The organism is Teichococcus aestuarii, assembly GCF_003116135.1.
GTDB lineage: Bacteria > Pseudomonadota > Alphaproteobacteria > Acetobacterales > Acetobacteraceae > Pseudoroseomonas > Pseudoroseomonas aestuarii.
The window spans coordinates 111,991-130,204 of record NZ_PDOA01000007.1 but is presented as its reverse complement, the minus strand read 5'-3'; the positions used below and the strand labels follow the sequence as shown (position 1 = coordinate 130,204).

The 18,214-nt window shown below is 73.0% G+C and carries 20 protein-coding genes; 9 read left to right on the top strand and 11 right to left on the bottom strand.

Annotation, left to right across the window (positions count from 1 at the left end; genetic code table 11):
* Positions 1 to 103 precede the first annotated feature (103 nt).
* Complete coding sequence (locus CR165_RS12450; RefSeq protein ID WP_109517315.1) at positions 104 to 1,033, top strand: MYG1 family protein; 930 nt, start codon at positions 104 to 106, stop codon at positions 1,031 to 1,033.
* 73 nt (positions 1,034 to 1,106) lie between these two features.
* On the opposite strand, the gene CR165_RS12445 is transcribed toward CR165_RS12450, so the two are convergent.
* The 7 genes from CR165_RS12445 to CR165_RS12415 all read right to left on the bottom strand — a co-directional run bounded on the left by CR165_RS12445 (position 1,107) and on the right by CR165_RS12415 (position 7,250).
* A complete protein-coding gene (locus tag CR165_RS12445; RefSeq protein ID WP_109517314.1) occupies positions 1,107 to 1,601 on the bottom strand; it encodes a cupin domain-containing protein in 495 nt (164 codons plus the stop codon).
* A gap of 63 nt (positions 1,602 to 1,664) precedes the next feature.
* Positions 1,665 to 2,636, bottom strand: coding sequence for an ABC transporter substrate-binding protein (locus CR165_RS12440; RefSeq protein WP_109517313.1), 972 nt, complete (start codon positions 2,634 to 2,636; stop codon positions 1,665 to 1,667).
* Positions 2,633 to 3,736 (bottom strand): LLM class flavin-dependent oxidoreductase, encoded by a 1,104-nt coding sequence (locus CR165_RS12435; protein ID WP_109517312.1) that lies wholly within the window; start codon positions 3,734 to 3,736, stop codon positions 2,633 to 2,635. The genes CR165_RS12440 and CR165_RS12435 overlap by 4 nt, the downstream gene beginning before the upstream one ends.
* A gap of 16 nt (positions 3,737 to 3,752) precedes the next feature.
* Entirely contained in the window at positions 3,753 to 4,895 is a 1,143-nt protein-coding gene (locus tag CR165_RS12430) for an acyl-CoA dehydrogenase family protein (RefSeq protein WP_109517311.1), read from the bottom strand.
* The gene (locus CR165_RS12425) at positions 4,895 to 5,623 is read right to left on the bottom strand and encodes an ABC transporter ATP-binding protein (RefSeq protein WP_109517310.1); all 729 of its coding nucleotides are present in this window, start codon (positions 5,621 to 5,623) and stop codon (positions 4,895 to 4,897) included. The genes CR165_RS12430 and CR165_RS12425 overlap by 1 nt, the downstream gene beginning before the upstream one ends.
* Before the next feature lie 8 nt (positions 5,624 to 5,631).
* Positions 5,632 to 6,480, bottom strand: coding sequence for an ABC transporter permease (locus CR165_RS12420; RefSeq protein ID WP_109517309.1), 849 nt, complete (start codon positions 6,478 to 6,480; stop codon positions 5,632 to 5,634).
* A gap of 272 nt (positions 6,481 to 6,752) precedes the next feature.
* Positions 6,753 to 7,250 (bottom strand): Lrp/AsnC family transcriptional regulator, encoded by a 498-nt coding sequence (locus CR165_RS12415; protein WP_109517308.1) that lies wholly within the window; start codon positions 7,248 to 7,250, stop codon positions 6,753 to 6,755.
* Positions 7,251 to 7,772: 522 nt separating this feature from the next.
* Here CR165_RS12415 and CR165_RS12410 point away from each other — a divergent pair.
* The 5 genes from CR165_RS12410 to CR165_RS12390 all read left to right on the top strand — a co-directional run bounded on the left by CR165_RS12410 (position 7,773) and on the right by CR165_RS12390 (position 12,723).
* The gene (locus CR165_RS12410) at positions 7,773 to 8,654 is read left to right on the top strand and encodes a universal stress protein (RefSeq protein WP_181378138.1); all 882 of its coding nucleotides are present in this window, start codon (positions 7,773 to 7,775) and stop codon (positions 8,652 to 8,654) included.
* Positions 8,655 to 8,751: 97 nt separating this feature from the next.
* Positions 8,752 to 9,702 (top strand): 1-phosphofructokinase family hexose kinase, encoded by a 951-nt coding sequence (locus CR165_RS12405; protein ID WP_109517306.1) that lies wholly within the window; start codon positions 8,752 to 8,754, stop codon positions 9,700 to 9,702.
* Positions 9,699 to 10,703: a glucokinase gene (gene glk / locus CR165_RS12400; protein ID WP_109517305.1), complete on the top strand. Its 1,005-nt coding sequence runs from the start codon at positions 9,699 to 9,701 to the stop codon at positions 10,701 to 10,703. Before CR165_RS12405 ends, glk begins: the two co-directional genes overlap by 4 nt.
* 94 nt (positions 10,704 to 10,797) lie before the next feature.
* Positions 10,798 to 12,402, top strand: a complete 1,605-nt coding sequence (locus CR165_RS12395; protein WP_367604214.1) for an ABC transporter substrate-binding protein — start codon at positions 10,798 to 10,800, stop codon at positions 12,400 to 12,402.
* Positions 12,403 to 12,477: 75 nt separating this feature from the next.
* Positions 12,478 to 12,723 carry a hypothetical protein gene (locus CR165_RS12390; RefSeq protein WP_109517303.1) on the top strand — a complete coding sequence of 82 codons (246 nt, stop codon included), beginning with the start codon at positions 12,478 to 12,480 and terminating at the stop codon, positions 12,721 to 12,723.
* A gap of 64 nt (positions 12,724 to 12,787) precedes the next feature.
* Here CR165_RS12390 and CR165_RS12385 read toward each other — a convergent pair whose 3' ends face one another.
* From CR165_RS12385 to CR165_RS24525, 3 genes are all read right to left on the bottom strand, one after another.
* The gene (locus tag CR165_RS12385; protein ID WP_109517302.1) at positions 12,788 to 13,042 is read right to left on the bottom strand and encodes a GlsB/YeaQ/YmgE family stress response membrane protein; all 255 of its coding nucleotides are present in this window, start codon (positions 13,040 to 13,042) and stop codon (positions 12,788 to 12,790) included.
* 140 nt (positions 13,043 to 13,182) lie between these two features.
* Positions 13,183 to 14,157 carry a Bug family tripartite tricarboxylate transporter substrate binding protein gene (locus CR165_RS12380; RefSeq protein ID WP_219929736.1) on the bottom strand — a complete coding sequence of 325 codons (975 nt, stop codon included), beginning with the start codon at positions 14,155 to 14,157 and terminating at the stop codon, positions 13,183 to 13,185.
* A gap of 125 nt (positions 14,158 to 14,282) precedes the next feature.
* Positions 14,283 to 14,465, bottom strand: coding sequence for a hypothetical protein (locus tag CR165_RS24525; RefSeq protein WP_146201896.1), 183 nt, complete (start codon positions 14,463 to 14,465; stop codon positions 14,283 to 14,285).
* Between the two features lie 158 nt (positions 14,466 to 14,623).
* On the opposite strand from CR165_RS24525, the gene CR165_RS12375 reads away from it, so the two are divergent.
* The 3 genes from CR165_RS12375 (at position 14,624) to CR165_RS12365 (ending at position 17,310) form a co-directional block, all read left to right on the top strand.
* Positions 14,624 to 15,130 (top strand): YciE/YciF ferroxidase family protein, encoded by a 507-nt coding sequence (locus CR165_RS12375; protein WP_109517300.1) that lies wholly within the window; start codon positions 14,624 to 14,626, stop codon positions 15,128 to 15,130.
* Between the two features lie 347 nt (positions 15,131 to 15,477).
* Positions 15,478 to 16,917 carry an ATPase domain-containing protein gene (locus CR165_RS12370; RefSeq protein ID WP_109517299.1) on the top strand — a complete coding sequence of 480 codons (1,440 nt, stop codon included), beginning with the start codon at positions 15,478 to 15,480 and terminating at the stop codon, positions 16,915 to 16,917.
* 30 nt (positions 16,918 to 16,947) lie between these two features.
* Positions 16,948 to 17,310 (top strand): response regulator, encoded by a 363-nt coding sequence (locus CR165_RS12365; RefSeq protein ID WP_109517298.1) that lies wholly within the window; start codon positions 16,948 to 16,950, stop codon positions 17,308 to 17,310.
* 28 nt (positions 17,311 to 17,338) lie between these two features.
* Here the strand turns inward: CR165_RS12365 and thiM are convergent, their stop codons facing one another.
* Positions 17,339 to 18,172: a hydroxyethylthiazole kinase gene (gene thiM / locus CR165_RS12360; protein WP_245906374.1), complete on the bottom strand. Its 834-nt coding sequence runs from the start codon at positions 18,170 to 18,172 to the stop codon at positions 17,339 to 17,341.
* Positions 18,173 to 18,214 lie beyond the last annotated feature (42 nt).

Genomic DNA, 18,214 nt, shown 5'->3' with positions numbered 1-18,214 from the left:
TCCGACAAGCACGGCCCAGCGTCAAACCGCCGCGGCGGGGCTGACGCGGGGCGCGGAAGCGTGTAGCTGCTGCCGCTCCGCTCCCGACTGGAAATCCACCCTCATGTCCCAGCCCCGCCTCCGCCTCGTCACCCACAGCGGCAAGTTCCATTGCGACGAGGTCTTCGCCTATGGCGTGCTGCGCCTGGCGCTGGGGCTGGGCAAGGCGGGCGAGGACCATGAGCTGACCCGCACGCGGGACGCCGCCCTCATCGCCGCGGCGGATATCGTCTGGGATGTCGGCGCCCGCTACGATGCCGAGGCCCGGCGCTTCGACCATCACCAGCGCGGCGCCCCCACCCGCGCCGATGGCACCCCCTACAGCGCCGCCGGGCTGATCTGGCAGACCCATGGCCATGCCGCCGTGCGGGCGATCCTGCCGCCGGAGGCCGCCGGCCTCGCCGCCGCCATCGCCGCCGAGATCGACCAGGCGGTGGTCCGCCGCATCGACGAGATCGACAACGGCACGGCGCCGGAGCGGGACGTGCTGGGCCTCGCCGCTCTCGTCGGCGACTTCAACCCGGGCTGGGATTCCGCGGGCGGCGACGCCGCGGCCGATGCCGCCTTCCTGGAAGCCGCCGCCCTGGCCGAGGGCGTGCTGCGCCGCCGGGTGGAGGTGCTGCGCGGCCGCATGGCGGCCGATGCCGAGGTGCTGGCCGCCCATGCCCGCTCCGCCGACCAGCGCGTGCTGGAGCTGGAGCGCGGCATGCCCTGGAAGGGCGCCGTCTTCACCCACAACCTGCCGGTGCTCTTCGCCCTCTACCCCGCCTCGAACGGCAACTGGATGGTCGATGCCATGCCGCCCGAGCCGGGCTCCTTCGCCCAGCGCCTGCCGCTGCCGGAGGCCTGGGCCGGGCTGCAGGACGCGGCGCTGGCCGAGGCGAGTGGCGTGCCGGATGCGGTGTTCACGCATCTGCGCCGCTTCGTCGGCGCCGCCCGCACGCGGGACGGCGCGCGGGAGATGGCGCGCAAGGCCATCGCCCTGGGAAGCTGAATCCTGGGGAGCTGAATGCGGAAAGGGCCGGGGCGTCCCCGCCCCGGCCCTTTCCCGTCCGCTGCGCGCAGCCTCAGGGATGCTTGTGGATCGGGTCGATCCAGGGGACGTTCTCCGGCTTCTCCGCCGGCTCGATGTCGAGGTTCACCACCACCGCCTCGTTGTCCGAGCGCACCAGCACGCATTCCAGCGTCTCGTCGGTGGAGGCGTTGATCTCCTGGTGCGGCACATAGGGCGGCACGTAGATGAAGTCGCCCGGGCCGGCCTCGGCCACGAATTCCAGCTTCTCGCCCCAGCGCATCCGGGCGCGGCCCTTGACCACGTAGATCACGCTCTCCAGCGGGCCGTGGTGGTGCGCGCCGGTCTTGGCGTTGGCATGGATGTGAACCGTGCCAGCCCAGATCTTCTGCGCGCCCACGCGCGCCGCGTTGATGGCGGCGGCGCGGTTCATGCCCGGCGTGCTGGCGGTGTTGGTGTCCAGGCTGTCGCCCGGGATCACCCGGACGCCGCTGTGCTTCCAGCCATCCTCGGGGACGTCATGGCTGTGGTCGTGGCCGTCATGCGGCATGGTGTCTGGCTCCCTCTCGATCCGGCGGCGGGTCTCAGGCCGCCGCGTTGCCCGCGGCAGGTGTTATGCCGCCGCGTTACCCGCGGCGATCGCCGCCGCGAAGCTCCGGTCGAGGATATCCTCGGCGCGAACCCGCCGGCGCACCAGCCCCGCGCGGGTATAAAGATCGATATTCCCCTGCTCGTCCGCCACCACCGCGTCGTCGATCGGCACCACGCGGGTGCGGGCGCGCTCGAACCATTGCAGGGCCACCGGCTCCGGCACCTTCATCAGCTCGGACCAGCTCTTCGCATAGGCCGGGATGTTCCCATTGGCCCAGGCCCGCGCCCGGGCGAGGCGGCGGACGAAATCCTCCAGCTCCGGACGGCGGGCGGCGATGGCGTCGTCCCGCGCCGCCTGGAAGCTGAGGCCGGGGGTGATGCCGTTGCCGTCCTGCACCCGGCGGGAGCCGGCCAGCACCTCCTCCTGCGAGACATAGGGCTCCCAGGTGGACCAGGCCTCGACCGCGCCGCTGCTGTAGGCCGCCTTGGCATCCGAAGGCAGCAGGAAGACGAAGGTCACGGCATCCTGCGGCAGCTTGTTCGCCTCCAGCGCCGCCAGCACCAGCTGGTGGCCGATCGAGCCGCGCCCCGTGGCGATGCGCTTGCCCTTCAGGTCGGCGAAGGAGCGTGCGGGGCTGTCCTTCGGCACCAGGATGGCCAGCCCGTCCTGCTTCTGCCGCGTGGCGGCGATGGCCTTGGCCGGCACGCCGGCGGCGGCGCCGAAGGTGAAGGGCGCGTCCCCCACCAGCCCGGTGTCGATGGCGCCGGCGTTCAGCGCCTCCACCAGCGGCGCGGCGGCGGGAAATTCGCTCCAGGTGATGAGGCCCTCAAGGTCCTTCAGCACGCCGGCGGCCTCCATCACCGCGCGGGCATTGCCGCGCTGGTCGCCGACGCGCAGCGGGGACTGGGCGCGGAGGAGGCGGGGGGCGGCCAGCGGCGCCGCCAGCGCGGCGGCGCCCAGCAGCAGGGCGCGGCGGTTCAGGTGCAGGCTCATGCCGCGAGGTCCTTCTTCTTCAGCCGCTCCGCCAGCAGGCGGCGCGTGGCGGGCAGCAGGGAGCGGCCGTATTCCACCGCATCCTCCAACGGGTCGAAGCCGCGGATGAGGAAGGTGGAGACGCCGAGCTCGTGGTATTCGAGGAAGGCTTCCGCCACCTGCTCCGGCGTGCCGACGAGGGCGGTGGTGTTGCCCCGCGCCCCGGTCTCCCGCGCGATGGCGGTGTAGAGGCGCCCCTCCGGCCGGTCGCCCAGCGCGGCGGCGTCCAGCAGGCGCTGCGAGCCGGCATTCTGCGGCGCCGTACCGCCGGCACCGAGCGCCGCCTGGCCGCGTACCTGGCGGATGCGGTGCAGGATGCGCTCCGCCTTCTCCCAGGCCGCGCTCTCCGTCTCCGCCAGGATCGGGCGGAAGGAGAGGCTGAAGCGCACCTCCTTCTCGCGCCCGTGCTTCGCCGCCTCGGCCCGCACCCGCGCCACGATCTCGCGCACCTGGGCGCGGGTCTCGCCCCAGAGGGCATAGACATCGGCGTGGCGGCCGGCCACGCGCAGCGCCGCCTCGGAGGCGCCGCCGAAATAGAGCGGGATGCGCGGCTGCTGCACGCTCCGCACCTCGGGCGAGGCACCCTTGATGCGGTAGTACTCCCCCTCGTGGTCCACCGGACCCTTGGCGGTCCAGATGGCCTTCAGGATGGAGAGATACTCGTCCGTGCGGGCGTAGCGGTCATCCTTGTTCAGCCAGTCGCCGTCGCGCGCCTGGTCGGTGTCGTCGCCGCCCGAGATGGCGTGCAGCGCGGCACGGCCGCCGCTGAGCTGGTCGAGCGTGGCGAAGGCGCGGGCCGCCGTGCTCGGCGCCTGGAAGCCGGGGCGGTGGGCAACGAGGAAGCCCACCTTCTCGGTGTGCGCGGCGGCATGGGTGGCGAGCTGCAGCCCGTCCGGCCCGTTGCTGTACCAGCCGATCAGGATGCGGTCGAAGCCGCCCTGGTCATGCGCCTGGGCGGAGGCGCGCAGATAGCCGGGGTCAATGGCCGGGCCGCTGGCCGGGTGGATTTCCGACTGCTGGCGCGGCTGGATCATGCCGATGAATTCGAGCGGATGGCTCATGGCGGTCCTCCGGTGTTCAGGCCAGGCCGAGGGCGAGGCGCCCGGCGAGGGTGTGGGCGGCGTCGGGCTGGGGCGTGTGGATGCGGGCGCAGAGCACGTCGCGCAGGTGCCGCTCCAGCGGATTGGCGCGGGCGAGCGCATGGTTGCCGCAGAGCGCCACGGCCTCCTGCACCACCTGGATGGCGTTCTCGGCGGCGAGCGTCTTGATCAGCCCGCTCTCGGCGGCGGAAGGCCCCTCCCCCGCATCCTGGGCGGCAGCGGCCGAGGCGATGATCCGGTCATTGGCCAGCAGCAGCGCCTCGATGCGGCCCACCGCCTCCTGCATCCGCGGCAGGGTGGCGAGCGGCGCGCCGAGGCTGCCTGGCACGCGATCGCGCAGGAACCGCACCAGCCAGTCGCGCGCCGCGCGGGCCACGCCGGTGTAGAGCGCGGCGATGGGCAGGGTGTTCCAGGCCGCCACGGCGGCATCCGGGCGTGCCCAGTCGGCCGGCGGGCGCAGGTCCGGCGCCTGGGCCAGCGGCAGGGCCACCTCCTCGAACACCACGTCGTGGCTGCCCGAGGCGCGCAGCCCCGCCTGGTCCCAGCTTTCCTCGATCCGCAGGCCGGGGGTGCCGGCCTCGACCAGCGCCAGGCCGGTGCGCGGGCTGGCCTCGTCCGTGCGGGCCCAGACCAGCATCCAGCGCAGCGCCGGCGCGCCGGTCGAGTAGATCTTGCGGCCCGAGAGGCGCCAGCCTTCCGGCGAGCGGCGCAGGATGGTGGCGGGCAGGCCGCCGCGGGCGGGGGTGCCGAGCTCAGGCTCCACCCGCAGCGCGTTGAACAGCGCACCCTCCTCCACCGCCTCGCGCGCCAGCCGGGCGCGCAGCGCCTCGGGCCAGGCGGGGTCGGCCAGCAGGGTGCGGAGCTGGATGAGCTGCATGGCCAGCACCAGCGCGGTGGCCGGGCATCCCTCGGCGAGGGTGCCGATGACGGCGGTGCAGCGCGCGAGGCCCGCCTCCTCGCCGCCCCAGCGGCGCGGCACGGTCAGGCCGGGCAGCCCGGCCTCGCGCAGCAGCGCGAAATTCTCGTGCGGGAAGCTGCCGGCGCGGTCATGCGCGGCGGCGCCAGCGGCGAAGGCGCGGACCAGATCGGCCAGCGGCGCGGGCTGGGCCAGGCCGTCCATCACGCCGCCTCCTCCAGCGAGACGCCCAGCGCCTCCAGCAGCCGCCGGCGCAGCGCGGCGAAGCCGGGGTCGGCATGGCGGCGCGGGCGCGGCAGCTCCACCGCCACATCCTCGGCGATGCGCCCGTGCTCCAGGACCAGCACGCGGTCGGCCAGCAGCACGGCCTCGTCCACGTCATGCGTCACGATCAGGGTGGTGGGGCCGTGGCGGCGCCACAGCTCCAGCACCAGCGCGTGCATGCGGATGCGGGTCAGCGCGTCGAGCGCCGCGAAGGGCTCGTCCAGCAGCAGCAGGCGGGGCGAGCGCACCAGGGCGCGGGCCAGGGCGGTGCGCTGCGCCTCGCCGCCCGAGAGGGTGGCGGGCCAGGCCTCGACGCGGTGGGAGAGGCCCACCTCCTCCAGCGCGGCCTCGGCGCGGGGGCGGGCGTCGCGGCCGGGCAGGCCGAGCGAGACGTTCTGCCACACCGTCTTCCAGGGCAGCAGGCGCGGCTCCTGGAAGGCCACGGCCACCGGGCGGGGCAGCTCCAGCCGGGCGCCCTCCGGCGCCGGGTCCAGCTCGGCCAGCGTGCGCAGCAGGGTGCTCTTGCCGGAGCCGCTGCGGCCGAGCAGCGCGGTGAAGCTGCCGGGGGCGAGGTCGAGGTCCAGCCCGTGCAGCACCGTGTTCTCGCCGAAGCGGCGGGTCAGGTTGCGGACGCGGAGCGGGGCGGCATTGTTGTTCTGCGGCGCCATGGCGGCGGTCACTCCTTCACCAGGCTGGGGCGCCAGGCCAGCGCCCGGCGCTCGACGAGGCGGACCAGCGCATCGGCGCCGAGGCCGAGCAGCGCATAGACCAGCAGCCCCACCACGATGACGTCGGTGCGCAGGAACTCGCGCGCGTCGTTGACCAGGAAGCCGATGCCGGCGGTCGCGTTGATCTGCTCGGCGATGACGAGGCTGAGCCAGGCGCTGCCCAGCGCGTAGCGCAGCCCGACCAGCGCAGAGGGCAGCGCGCCGGGCAGGATGACGTGGCGTATCAGCCCGCGCCGGTCGAGGCCGAAGATGCGCCCCGCCTCCACCAGCTTGGGCTCCACGCCGCGGATGCCGGAGAACAGCGTGAGGTAGACCGGGAAGGCGGCGCCGAGCGCCACCAGCGCGATCTTCGGCGTCTCGCCGATGCCGAACCACAGGATGAACAGCGGCACCAGCGCCAGGAAGGGCATGGTGCGCAGCATCTGCATCGGCGCGTCGACGATCTCCTCGCCCAGCTTCGAGAGGCCGGCGACCAGCGCCAGGGCGATGCCGGCGGAGAGGCCGATGCCGAGCCCGGACAGCACCCGGCCGAGCGAGACCAGCAGGTGGGAGGGCAGCTCGCCCGAGAGGGTCAGCTCCCAGGCGCTGGCCAGGATGGCGGTGGGCGCGGCCAGGGTGCGGGGCGCGATCAGCCCGGCCATCGAGGCCGCCTGCCACAGCAGCACCAGCACCAGCGGCGAGAGGAAGCGGCGCAGCTTCGGCGGCAGCGCGGAACGGCGCAGGGTGGGGCGGCGGAGGCCGGCGGCGGCGCCGGGCAGGAGGCCACGCGGCGCGGGAACCGCCTGGGTGTCGGACATGCTGGCTCCTTCGCGGCCCGGGTGGGGCCGTCGGCAGGCGGGATCGTGTTGCGTAGGCGAGGTGGCGGGGGCCGGCTCAGCCCCGACAGCGCGCGGCGCGGCGGCGGCCGGGCATTCGGCCCGGAGCGACGGGGCGCGGCGGCGGGTTGATCGGGTGCTGAATCATCGCCGGAAAGCTAGGACCGCCGCCGGCGGCGGGAAAGAGTTGTGTTTCCCAAAGTTGCCGCCCGCGGGAGCATGCCCGTCCCGCCGCCGGGGCGTTGCGGGGAATGCTATTCCTCGGCCGCCGGCGGCGCCGTGCGGTCGCGGAAGGCGGGGCCGTTCAGCGGGTAGGCGGTGGTGTGCTTGATGCGCTCCATGGCGAAGCGCGAGGTGACGTTGCGCAGCGGCACCGCGTTGATCAGGCGCTTGTAGAAGCCGTCGAAGGCGGCCATGTCGGCCACCGCCACGCGCAGCATGTAGTCCACCTCGCCGGCCATGCGGTAGACCTCCATCACCTCCGGCATGGCGGAGACGGCGGCGTTGAAGCGGGCGAGCCAGTCCGGCGTGTGGTCCCCCGCCTCGATGGCCACGAACACGCTGAGGCCGAGGCCCACCGCCTCCGGCGCCACCAGCGCCACGCGGCGGGTGATCACCCCCTGCGCCTCCAGCTTCTGCACCCGCTTCCAGCAGGGCGTGGCGGAAAGCCCGACGCGGTCGGCGAGCTGCGCCACGGAAAGCGTGGCGTCCTCCTGCAGCAGGCCGAGGATGCGCCGGTCCACTTCGTCCATGCTGGGGCCTCCCGCTGTTCCGGCCGGTGGTGTCGCGCGGGCCGCCCCGGCTGGCAAGGGTCACATCTCCATGGCCCGGCCCCGCCGCTCCGCCCGCAAGGGCGCCGAGGAAGGCCACGAAGCCGGCGGCCGCCGCCAGGGCGGGGCCGGGGCCGATGGCCGGCGAGCGCCGCGCACAGCGCGCCCAACGCCATCTGGCTGCAGCCATGGAGCCCCGCCGCCGCCCGCGGCAGGGCCGGCACCAAGATGTGGCTGCCGAGCGTGCCGGAGGTGGTGATCAGCACCAGCAGCCAGAGCGGCGGCCGAGGCGGGGCGGTCTCACCCCGGAGCGCGGCCGGGAATGCAGCGATGTCCTGCATGGCGGCGATGTCGTGCCCGCCACAGGGGCAGCGTCACCCCCCCTCGCGCCGGCCGCCCCGTGCCGGCGGGTGCGGGGCCCAGGCTGTTGACAGGTCTGCGATATCTCCATCTGATCCAGGGGCTGCGCACCGGAGCGCACGGTCTGGAAGAGAGGAGCGCCGCATGGCCATTCCGAGGCAGGCGCCGGAGACGGTGCTGCTGGCCACGGATCTGAGCGCGCGCTGCGACCGCGCGCAGGACCGCGCGGTGCAGCTGGCGGGGCAGTGGGGGGCGCGGCTGGTCGCGGTGCACGCGCTGGAATCGATCGACATCGTGCTGCCCCGCGCCCCGGACGGCACCGCCCCCGAATGGCGCCGCCCGCGCGACCCGGATGCCGAGGCCCGCACCCTGCTGGAGGCGGAGCTGGCCGGCACCGGGGCGGAGGTGGTCGTCGGCCATGGCGACCCGGCGGCGCTGGTGCTGGCGGTGGCCAGGCGGCAGGCGGCGGGGCTGGTCGTCACCGGCCTGGCCCGCGCCGAGCCGCTGGGCCGGCTGCTGACGGGGGCGACGGTGGAGGAGGTGGTGCGCCAGTCCGCCGCGCCGGTGCTGGCGGTGCGGCAGCGCGCCCGCGCCCCCTATGCCCGCGTGCTGGTGGCGACCGATTTCTCCGACTGCTCGCGCCATGCGCTGCTGGTGGCGGCGGCGCTCTTTCCCGCCCTGCCGCTGACGCTGTTCCATGCCTATGAGGCTCCCTTCCCCGCCCTGCTGGGCCGCGCCGCGAGCCGGGAGGAGGCCGCCGCCGCGGCCGCCGCGGAAGGCCGCGCCTTCCTGGCGCATGCCGACATCCCGCCGGCGCTGCGCGGCCGGGTCGAGACGGTGGTGGAGCCGGGCAATATCGGCTGGCTGCTGCAGGATTATGTGCGCCATGCCGGGATCGACCTGCTGGTGCTGGGCACCCATGGCCGCAGCCGGCTGATGGAGATGCTGGTGGGCAGCACCGCCGGCTGGCTGCTGCAGGCCGCGCCCTGCGACGTGATGCTGGTGCGCGAACCCGCCCCCGCCTGACGGCCGCCGCTGCAACCCCGCGCGGGGGGCGCCGCGTTCCGGACCTGGGGCGCGGAGACGCCCCCCGTCCCGCCCGAACCGCCGGAGTGCCCCGCCCATGCCGCGCATCACCACCCTGACGCTGAACCCGACCATCGACCTGGCGAGCGAGGCGGCGGCGGTGCATCCCATCCGCAAGATCCGCACCTTCGCCGAGCGGCAGGACCCGGGCGGCGGCGGCGTGAATGTGGCACGGGTGGTGCGCGAGCTGGGCGGCGAGACACTGGCGGTGATCCTGGCCGGCGGCGTCACCGGCCGCTTCCTGGAGGAGCTGCTCGACGAGGGCGGCATCCCGCGCCAGACTGTGCCGATCGCCGGCCGCACCCGCATCAGCCAGACGGTGCTGGACCGCTCGACGGGCCAGGAATACCGCTTCGTGGCCGAGGGGCCGCGCGTGGCGGAGGCCGAGTGGCAGGCGGCGCTGGAGGCGCTGGCGGCGCTGCGCGAGGGCTGGCTGGTGGCCAGCGGCAGCCTCGCCCCCGGCGTACCGGAGGATTTCTACGCCCGCCTCTCGGCCCGTGCGCGGGAGGCAGGGCTGCGCTTCGTGGTGGACACCTCCGGCGCCGCGCTGCGCGCCACGCTGGAGGCGGGCGGCCTCACCCTGATCAAGCCGAGCCTCGGCGAGTTCGAGACCCTCATCGGCCGCAAGCTGCCCGAGGCGGCGGCGCAGGAGCAGGCGGCGGCGGAGCTGGTGCGGAGCGGCAAGGTGGAGATGGTGGCCCTCACCCTGGGCCGGGACGGCGCCATGCTGGCCACCGCCGAGGGCACGCTGCGCCTGCCGGCGCTGGAGGTGGAGGTGCGCGGCGCCGTCGGCGCCGGCGACAGCTTCCTGGCGGCGATGACCCTGGCGCTGGCCCGCGGCCGCACGCCGCGCGATGCCTTCGCCTGGGGCGTGGCGGCCGGCGCCGCGGCGGTCTCCAACGCAGGAACGGCGCATCCCGGGCGGGCGGAGGTGGCGGCGCTGCGCCGGCGCATCGCCGGCGTGCCCATGGAAGGAGACAGCCTGTGAGCCTGAGACTGGTCGGCGATATCGGCGGCACCCATGCCCGCTTCGCGCTCTGCGGCGCGCCGGACGGGCCGGATGGCCTGCCGCGCGCGGAGCGCAAGCTGGTGGTGGCCGAGCATGTCGGGCTGGTCGAGGCGGCGCAGGCCTATCTCGCGGCCCTTCCGGCGGCGGAGCGCGCGGCGGTGACGGAGGCGGTGCTGGCCGTGGCCACGCCGGTGCTGGGCGATGCCGTGGCCTTCACCAACAGCCCCTGGCGCTTCTCCGTCGCCGCGGCGAAAAAGGCGCTGGGGCTGGAGCGCCTGACCGTGATCAACGACTTCGTGGCGCAGGCCGCCGCCGTGACGGTGCTGGGCCCGCAGGACCTGGTGGAGCTGCGCCCCGGTAGCGCAAAACCGGGCAGCACGAAGCCGGGCGACGCGAAAACGGGCGGCGCGGCCGTGGTGCTGGGGCCGGGCACCGGCCTCGGCGTCGCCTTCGTGCTGCGCGAGCCGGGCCGGCCGCCCCGCATCCTGCCCAGCGAGGGCGGCCATGCCTCCTTCTCGCCGCAGGACGAGACGCAGGACGAGATCCTGCGCCGGCTGCGCCTCCGCCATGGCGGGCATGTCTCGGTGGAGCGGCTGCTCTCCGGCCCCGGCCTGCTGCACATCGCCCTCGCCCTGGGGGAGATGGCGGGCCAGGACCTGCCCCTGCGCGAGCCGGCCGACGTCAGCCGCCGCGCCGCGAGCGGCGAGTGCGCCATCTGCCGCCGGGCGCTCGGCCTGTTCTCCGCCATGCTCGGCGCGGCGGCGGGCGACCTGGCGCTGACGCTGCTGACGGAGGGCGGCGTGTTCCTGACCGGCGGGCTGTGCCGCAACCTCGGCCCGCTGCTGGACCGGGAGGCGCTGGCCGCCGCCTTCCTCGCCAAGGGGCGCTTCGACGGCTACCTGTCCGGCATTCCCGTCTGGCAGGTGGTGCGCCCGCATGCCGGGCTGCTCGGCGCCGCCGCCTATCATCCGCCGGGCTGAGGCCGGAAACGCCGCTCACGGGTTGCGGAGCGTGCCGCCCTCCTGTCTGATGCGCCCCGGGACGCATGAACGACAGGAGGGGAAGCACATGACCTTGCAACGCCGCGGACTTCTGGCGGGCGCCGCCGCCGGCCTCGCCGCCGGGGTGGCCGCCCCGCCGCTCTCGCGCGTCGCCATCGCGCAGCCGGCGCGCAACCGGGTGCTGAAGCTGGTGCCGCAGGCCAACCTGACCAGCCTCGACCCGGTCTGGACGACGGCCAACATCACCCGCAACCACGCCTACATGATCCACGACACGCTGTTCGGCATGGACGGGCAGTTCAACCCGCAGCCGCAGCTGGCCGAGGGGATGGTGGAGGAGGAGGACGGAAGGCGCGTCGTCATCACCCTGCGCGACGGGCCGCGCTTCCACGATGGCGAGAAGGTGCGGGCGCAGGACGCCGTGGCCAGCCTGCAGCGCTGGATGAAGCGCAGCCCCATCGGCCAGAAGCTCGCCACCTTCGTCGAGGAGGTCTCGGCGCAGGACGACCGGCGGCTGGTGTTCCGGCTGAAGCAGCGCTTCCCCATGCTGAAGGCGGCGCTGGCGCAGGTCAGCAACAGCCCGGCCTTCATCATCCCCGAGCGGCTGGCCAAGACCGACGCCTTCACCCAGATCCGCGACACCACCGGCTGCGGCCCGTTCCGCTTCAAGGCGGACGAGTTCAACTCGGGCAGCATGGTGGTCTATGAGCGCAACGCCGACTACAGCCCGACGCCGGTGGGCCAGCCCAGCCTGACGGCGGGGCCGAAGCAGGTGCATTTCGACCGCGTCGAGTGGCACATCATCACCGACGCCTCCACCGCAGCGGCCGCCTTGCAGACGGGCGAGATCGACTGGTTCGAGCAGCCGCCGCCGGAGATCCAGGAGCTGCTGAAGCGCAGCCGCCAGCTCTCCATCGAGGCGATCGACCCGCTGCCGCTGGTCGGCATCCTGCGCGTCAACCACCTGCACGCGCCGTTCAACGACAAGAAGGTGCGGCAGGCGCTGCTGCCGGCCATCAGCCAGTCGGACTTCATGAGTGCGGTGGTGGGCCCCGACCCCTCGCTCTTCTTCGACGAGGTGGGCGTCTTCACCCCCGGCACGCCGCTCGCCACCAAGGCGGGGCTGGAGCCGCTGATGGGGCCGCGCAGCATCGACCGCGCCAAGGCGCTGCTGAAGGAGGCCGGCTACACCGACCAGCTGATGCGGCTGATCGGCCCCACCGACATCCTGGCGCCCTCCGCCATGTCGCAGGTCGGCGCCGACCTGGTCCGGCGGCTCGGCATGAACGCCGACATCGCCTTCAGCGACTGGGGCACGGTGGTGCAGCGCCGCACCTCGCGCGAGCCGGTGGACAAGGGCGGCTGGAGCATGCTGTTCACCGCCTTCTCCTCCTTCGACTTCGTCGACCCGGCGGCGCATTTCCCGCTGCGCGGCAACGGCACGGCGGCCTGGCCGGGCTGGCCGGACATCCCGAAGCTGGAGGAGCTGCGCGACCGCTGGTTCCTGGCGCCCGACCTCGCGGCGCAGAAAAGCCTCGCCGAGGAGATGCAGCGCGTGGTGATGGACGAGGTGCCCTACATCCCCGTCGGCGCCTACAAGTCGATGACGGCGATCAACCGCAACCTGCAGGGGCGCGTGCCGGGCTTCGCCATCATGTGGAACATCAGGCGCGCCTGAGAGGGTGCGGCCGGCGCGGGTGGAACTCCCGCGCCGGTCCGGGTGTTCTCCTGGCGGTCAGCAAGGAGAACACGCATGAACCCGGTCCCCCACTCCCGCGAGTATTACAGCCCCGCGCAGTCGCAGCAGCGCGGCAATCTCAGCGTTGCCGAACAGGCGATGTATGTCGTGGGCGGGCTGGCGCTGGCGGCCGCCGGCACCAAGCCGCGGCCCAATTTCCTGCTCAACATTGTGGCGCTCGGCGCCGGGGCCTATCTCGCCTGGCGCGGCACGCAGGGCTACTGCCCGATGAAGGCGGCGATCGACGGCCACACCAGTTGAGGCCACCGCATGAAAAAAGCCCGGGGAAATCGCTTTCCCCGGGCTTTCCGCATGGTCTCCGGCCTCAGGCGCGGCGGCGCGCCACCATGCCGTAGATGGCCAGCACGATGATGGCCCCGACCACGGCGCCGATGAAGCCCGCTCCTTCTCCCGCACGGTACCAGCCGACCGCCTGGCCGAGATAGGAAGCGACGAAGGCGCCGATGATGCCCAGCAGCGTGGTCAGGATGAACCCGCTCGGCTCCTTGTCGCCCGGCATGATCCACTTCGCGACGAGGCCCGCGAGGAAGCCGATGATGATGGTCCAGATAATGCCCATGGCGCTGCGCCCTGTTCCGCTCGGGTTTTGGCCGCCGCGCGGCAGGCTTTCCCTGCCGCGCCGGATCGGCCCGATGGGTCAAGAAGCTCCGGGAGGCCGGCGGGTTGCACCGGTTGCACCGGAAGGCAGGCTGAACGGCGTTATTCCGGGCGGATGTTGCCGCGCCGTATCAGCTCTCCCCACAGCCTGGTGTCCTCGGCCAGGATGCGGCGCATGGCCTCGCCATCCCCGGTTTCGATGGCGACACCCTGTGCCGCCATGCGGGCGCGCAGGTCCTGGTCCTCCGTGGCGTTGCGCAGCGTTTCGGTCAGGCGCTGCGCGATCGGCGCCGGCAGGCCGCGCGGCGCGAACAGCCCCTGCCAGAACACCGCCTCGAAGCCCGGTAGGGTGTCGGCCACCGGCGGCACGTCGGGGAAGAGCGGCATCCTCTCCTTGCTGCTGACGGCGATGGCGCGGGTGATGCCTTCCTGCACCACCGGCAGGGCCTCCAGCGCCGCCTGGAACATCGCTTGGATCCGGTTGGTCCGCAGGTCGGTCAGCGCCGGCACGCCGCCACGATAGGGCACGTGCAGCACGTCGATGCCCGCCTGCTGCCGGAGCAGTTCCAGCGCCAGGTGGTTGACCGCGCCCGTGCCGCTGCTGCCGAAGTTCAGCTTGCCGGGATTGGCCTTCGCATAGGCGATCAGCTCCGGCACCGACTTCACGGGCAGGCTGGGATGCACGTGCAGGACAAAGGCGGTGCGGTAGGCAAGGCCGAGCGGCAGCAGCTCCCGCATCGGCTCGCGCGGCGTCAGGTCAGGCTGCAGGGCCGGGTTGATGGCCAGGGAGGATGCGCCCATCAGCAGGGTGTACCCGTCGGGCGCGGCCTGGGCGACATGGGTGGAAGCCACCGAGGTCGCTCCCCCGACCCGGTTCTCGACCACGATGGGCTGCCCCAGGTCGCGCTCCATGCGCTGTGCGATAGCGCGGGTGGTCACGTCGGTCAGGCCGCCGGGGGCGTAGCCGGTGACGATCGAGATTGCCCGTGTCGGCCAGGATGGCTGCGCAAGGCCCGGCCGGGCCAGAAGCAGGGCCGGGGCCGCCAGCAGGCCGCGGCGGCCCAGCAGGTGTCGCACCAAGTTCGTTTCCTCCAGGTTGTTCTGCGGCGAGCTTGGACACAAGCGCGCCGCGGCGCAACCTTGCCCGCCCCCCCTGCCGGGCGCGGCGGGCGGTGCGGGGGAAACGAACCAGACCGCGCGGCTCAGTCCTTCTTGGACTGCTCCGGCCGGTTGGCACCGGTGATGGCGGCCTGTTCCGCGACCTCGGTGTTGTAGGCCTTCTCCGGCTGCCGCCGCGTCGTCGCCTCGGTTTTCTCATCCTTCTGCACGTCGTGCGGGCCGACATTGTGCGGGCGCACCGAGCGATATCCTGATGTGTCGGCCATGGAGCGGGCCTCCTTTGTTATGAACCTCTCGTTGCAAGCCCTGAACGGGGGATGAGGTTGCACGAAGGCGGGAACCTTGCCCCCCGCCCGGATGTTCTGGCCCTGGCGACATCGCGCTGCGCCCCGCCACGGGCGCGGCGTCAATCAGGAGATCAGACATGGCCACTATCAAGACGTTGGACGACCTCTTCCTGCACACGCTGAAGGATGTCTACTACGCTGAACGGCAGATCCTGAAGGCGCTGCCGAAGATGGCGAAAGTCGCCCAGGACGAGGCGCTGAAGGCCGCCTTCCTCAAGCACCGCGAGCAGACCCAGGGCCAGATCGAGCGCCTGCAGCAGGTCTTCGAGGCGCTCGGCAAGCGCGCCCAGGGCGTGACCTGCGAGGCCATCAACGGCCTGGTCGAGGAATGCGAGGAGCTGATCGAGAGCGCGCAGGGGCCCGGCCCGGTGCTGGATGCGGGGCTGATCGCCTCCGCCCAGGCGGTGGAGCACTACGAGATGGCGCGCTACGGCACGTTGCTGGCCTGGGCCAAGGCCCGCGGCGACAAGGAGGTGCTGGGGCTGATCGAGGCGACGCTGGCGGAGGAGAAGGAGACCGACAGCCTGCTGAACGAGATGGCGAATTCCGCCATCAACCCGCTGGCGGTGAAGCAGGCGGCCTGAAGGCTGGCCGTGGGCGGCAGCCATGTGGCGGCTCCGCCTGCGGGCCGCGCGCCCGGCAGCGCCCACCGTTTGTAAACAGTTCGGGAACCGGCACGGGCGCTTTCCTCCGTGCCGGCCTGCCGCGGCGGGCCACGCAGCCCGCCGCGGCCGCTTTTTCCCAGGGCGAGAGCCAGAAGCGTGGTCTTGACGTCACGCGCGAATGTCCGTTGAAGGGACGGAGCATCACCGCACTGGCCGGGCATGGTCCAGAGGACCGGGCCGTGGTCGCGCCCGGGCGGTTCCAGAGGATCATATCCCATCCGTTTCGCGAATGATCCGCCCTCCGGACTCTCAGCAAGGCGAACCCCATGGAACAACTTCCCCGGATCGAAAGTGGGATCGCCGGCCTCGATATCCTGCTGAAGGGCGGGCTGGTCGCCGGCTCATCCTATATCATCCAGGGGCGTCCCGGCTCCGGGAAGACCATCTTCGCCAGCCAGATCGCCTTCCACCACGCCAGCCGCGGCGGGCGCGTCCTGTTCGCCACCCTGCTCTCCGAGACGCATGAGCGGCTGTTCCAGTTCCTGTCGACGCTGAGCTTCTTCCGGCGGGACCGGGTGGGCGCGGAGATGCAGTTCGTCAGCGCCTTCGACACGCTGGAGAATGAGGGGCTGGACGAGGTGGTCAAGCTGCTGCGGCGCGAGATCAGCCGGCAGAAGGCCTCGGTGATGGTGGTGGACGGGGTGCTCAACGCCCGTTCCCGCGCCGAGACGCAGCTCGACACCAAGCGCTTCATCGCGGAGCTGCAGGGCCATGCCGCCTTCGCCGGCTGCACCGTGCTGTTCCTCACCAGCGCCCGGCTGGATGATGGCAGCCCGGAGCACACCATGGTGGACGGGGTGATCGAGCTGGGGGAGGAGCTGGTCGGCAGCCGCTCCCTGCGCCGCATCCACCTGCGCAAGACCCGCGGCAGCGGCGCCCTTGCCGGCCTGCACGAGTTCGAGATCAACAGCCAGGGCGTCGTGGTATATCCCAGGCTGGAGACCGTCTGGGGGCAGATCGCCTCGCAGGAGCCGGTGAGCGTGGCGCGGGAGAGCAGCGGCATCCCGGTGATGGACGAGATGCTGGGCGGCGGCCTGCCGCCTGCCTCCATCACCCTGGTGCTGGGGCCTTCGGGCAGCGGCAAGACCTCGCTCGGCCTGCATTTCCTGTCACGCTGCACGCCGGAGGAGCCGGGGCTGCTGTTCGGCTTCTACGAGACGCCGGAGCGCCTCTGCCTGAAGGCCGCCAACCTGGGCATCGACCTGCGCGGCCTGGTCGCCTCCGGCGCGGTCGAGATCATCTGGCAGCCTGCCTCGCAGCGGTCCCTGGACCGGCTGGGCCATCAGCTGCTCGGGGCCGTCGAACGGCGCAAGGTGCGGCGCGTGATGATCGACAGCCTGAGCGGCATGGCCCGCGCCGCCGCCCGCCCGGACCGGCTGATCGACTTCTACACGGCCCTGACCAACGAGTTGCGCGAACGCGGCGTCACCACCGTGTCCACATGGGAGATGCGCGGCCTGTTCGGAGCGGAGATCAATGCGCCGGCGCCGGAACTCTCCAGCCTCATGGACAATCTGCTGATGCTCCGTTTCGTCGAGGTGGAAGCGGATGTGAGGCGGGTGCTGACCATCCTGAAGGTGCGCGACAGCGACTACGACCCCTCCCTGCGCGACGTCACCATCACCAGCGATGGCATCCTCCTCAAGCCGAGCTTCGAGAAGATGTCCATGGTGCTTTCCGGCTCCCCTACGAAGAAGGGGAGCTGACCGCGCGAGCGTTCAGAGCGGTACCACATCATGACAACGATCTTGGTCGCGGACGACGAGTTCCTCATCACGGACGTGCTCGCCTTCGCCCTGGAGGATGAAGGGTTCATGGTGGTCCGTGCCAGCAACGGCAGGAAGGGGCTGGACGTGCTGGACCGCGAGCGCCCCGATCTCGTCATCACCGACTACATGATGCCGGTCATGAACGGCGTGGAGTTCGCCCAGGCGATCCGGGGCCGCCTTGGCACCGGCATGCCGATCATCCTGATGAGCGGCGCGCATGCCGACCTCGCCCGCGAGAGCGGACATTTGTTCGCCCGCATCTTCGAGAAGCCCTTCATCATCGGCGAGGTGATCGAGGCGGTGATCGCCCTGGTGGGCCGCCCGGGCTGAGGCAAGGCGCCGCCGCGCCGCCCCCTGGTCAGCCTCCGGCGGGCGCCGGGGCCAGGCGGGCGGAGGCGGCCAGGGCCGGTGCCTCCAGCGCATGCAGCGCGTCGAGCAGCGCGACCTGGAAGCTGCCGGGGCCACACGCCTGCCCCGCCGCCCGCTCGGCCGCCACGCCCAGCGTGGCCAGCCCGGCCACCGCCGCCGCCATCCCCGGCAGCCCGGCGCCCAGGAAGGCGCCGATCAGCGCCGTCGCGGTGCAGCCCATGCCGGTGACGCGGGTGAGCAATGGGTGGCCATTGGCCACCGCGACGGCCCTCTCCCCGTCGGTGACATGATCCACCGCCCCGGTGACGGCGACCGTGATGCCGAGCGCGCGCGCCAGCCGCGCCGCCGCCGCGTGCGCCATCGCCGTGGGATGCGCGCTGTCGACGCCGCGGGAGGCGAGGCCGGCCTCGCCGGCCACGGCCAGGATCTCGGAGGCGTTGCCGCGCAGCACGGCGGGGCGCAGCGCCGCCATCTCCTGCGCCGCCGCCAGCCGGAACGGGGTGGCGCCGGCCGCCACGGGGTCGAGGACCCACGGCACGCCCGCCGCCCGCGCCGCCGGGACGGCGCGGCGCATGGCCCGCAGCTGCGGCGCGGTGAGGGTGCCGATATTCACCACCAGCGCGGCGGCGTGGGGGGCGAAATCGGCCACCTCCTCCTCCGCCTGCACCATGGCCGGCGAGGCGCCCACCGCCAGCAGGGCATTGGCCGTGACATTGGCGACGACGACATTGGTGATGTTGTGGACCAGCGGCGTGGCGAGGCGCAGCCGTTCCAGGGCGGCGGCGGCCTGCCGGGGCAGGTCCGTCGCGGTGGTCTCCGGCACGGGTGGAACTCCCTTGGCAATCCGGCGGGCAGGCCACGGCGG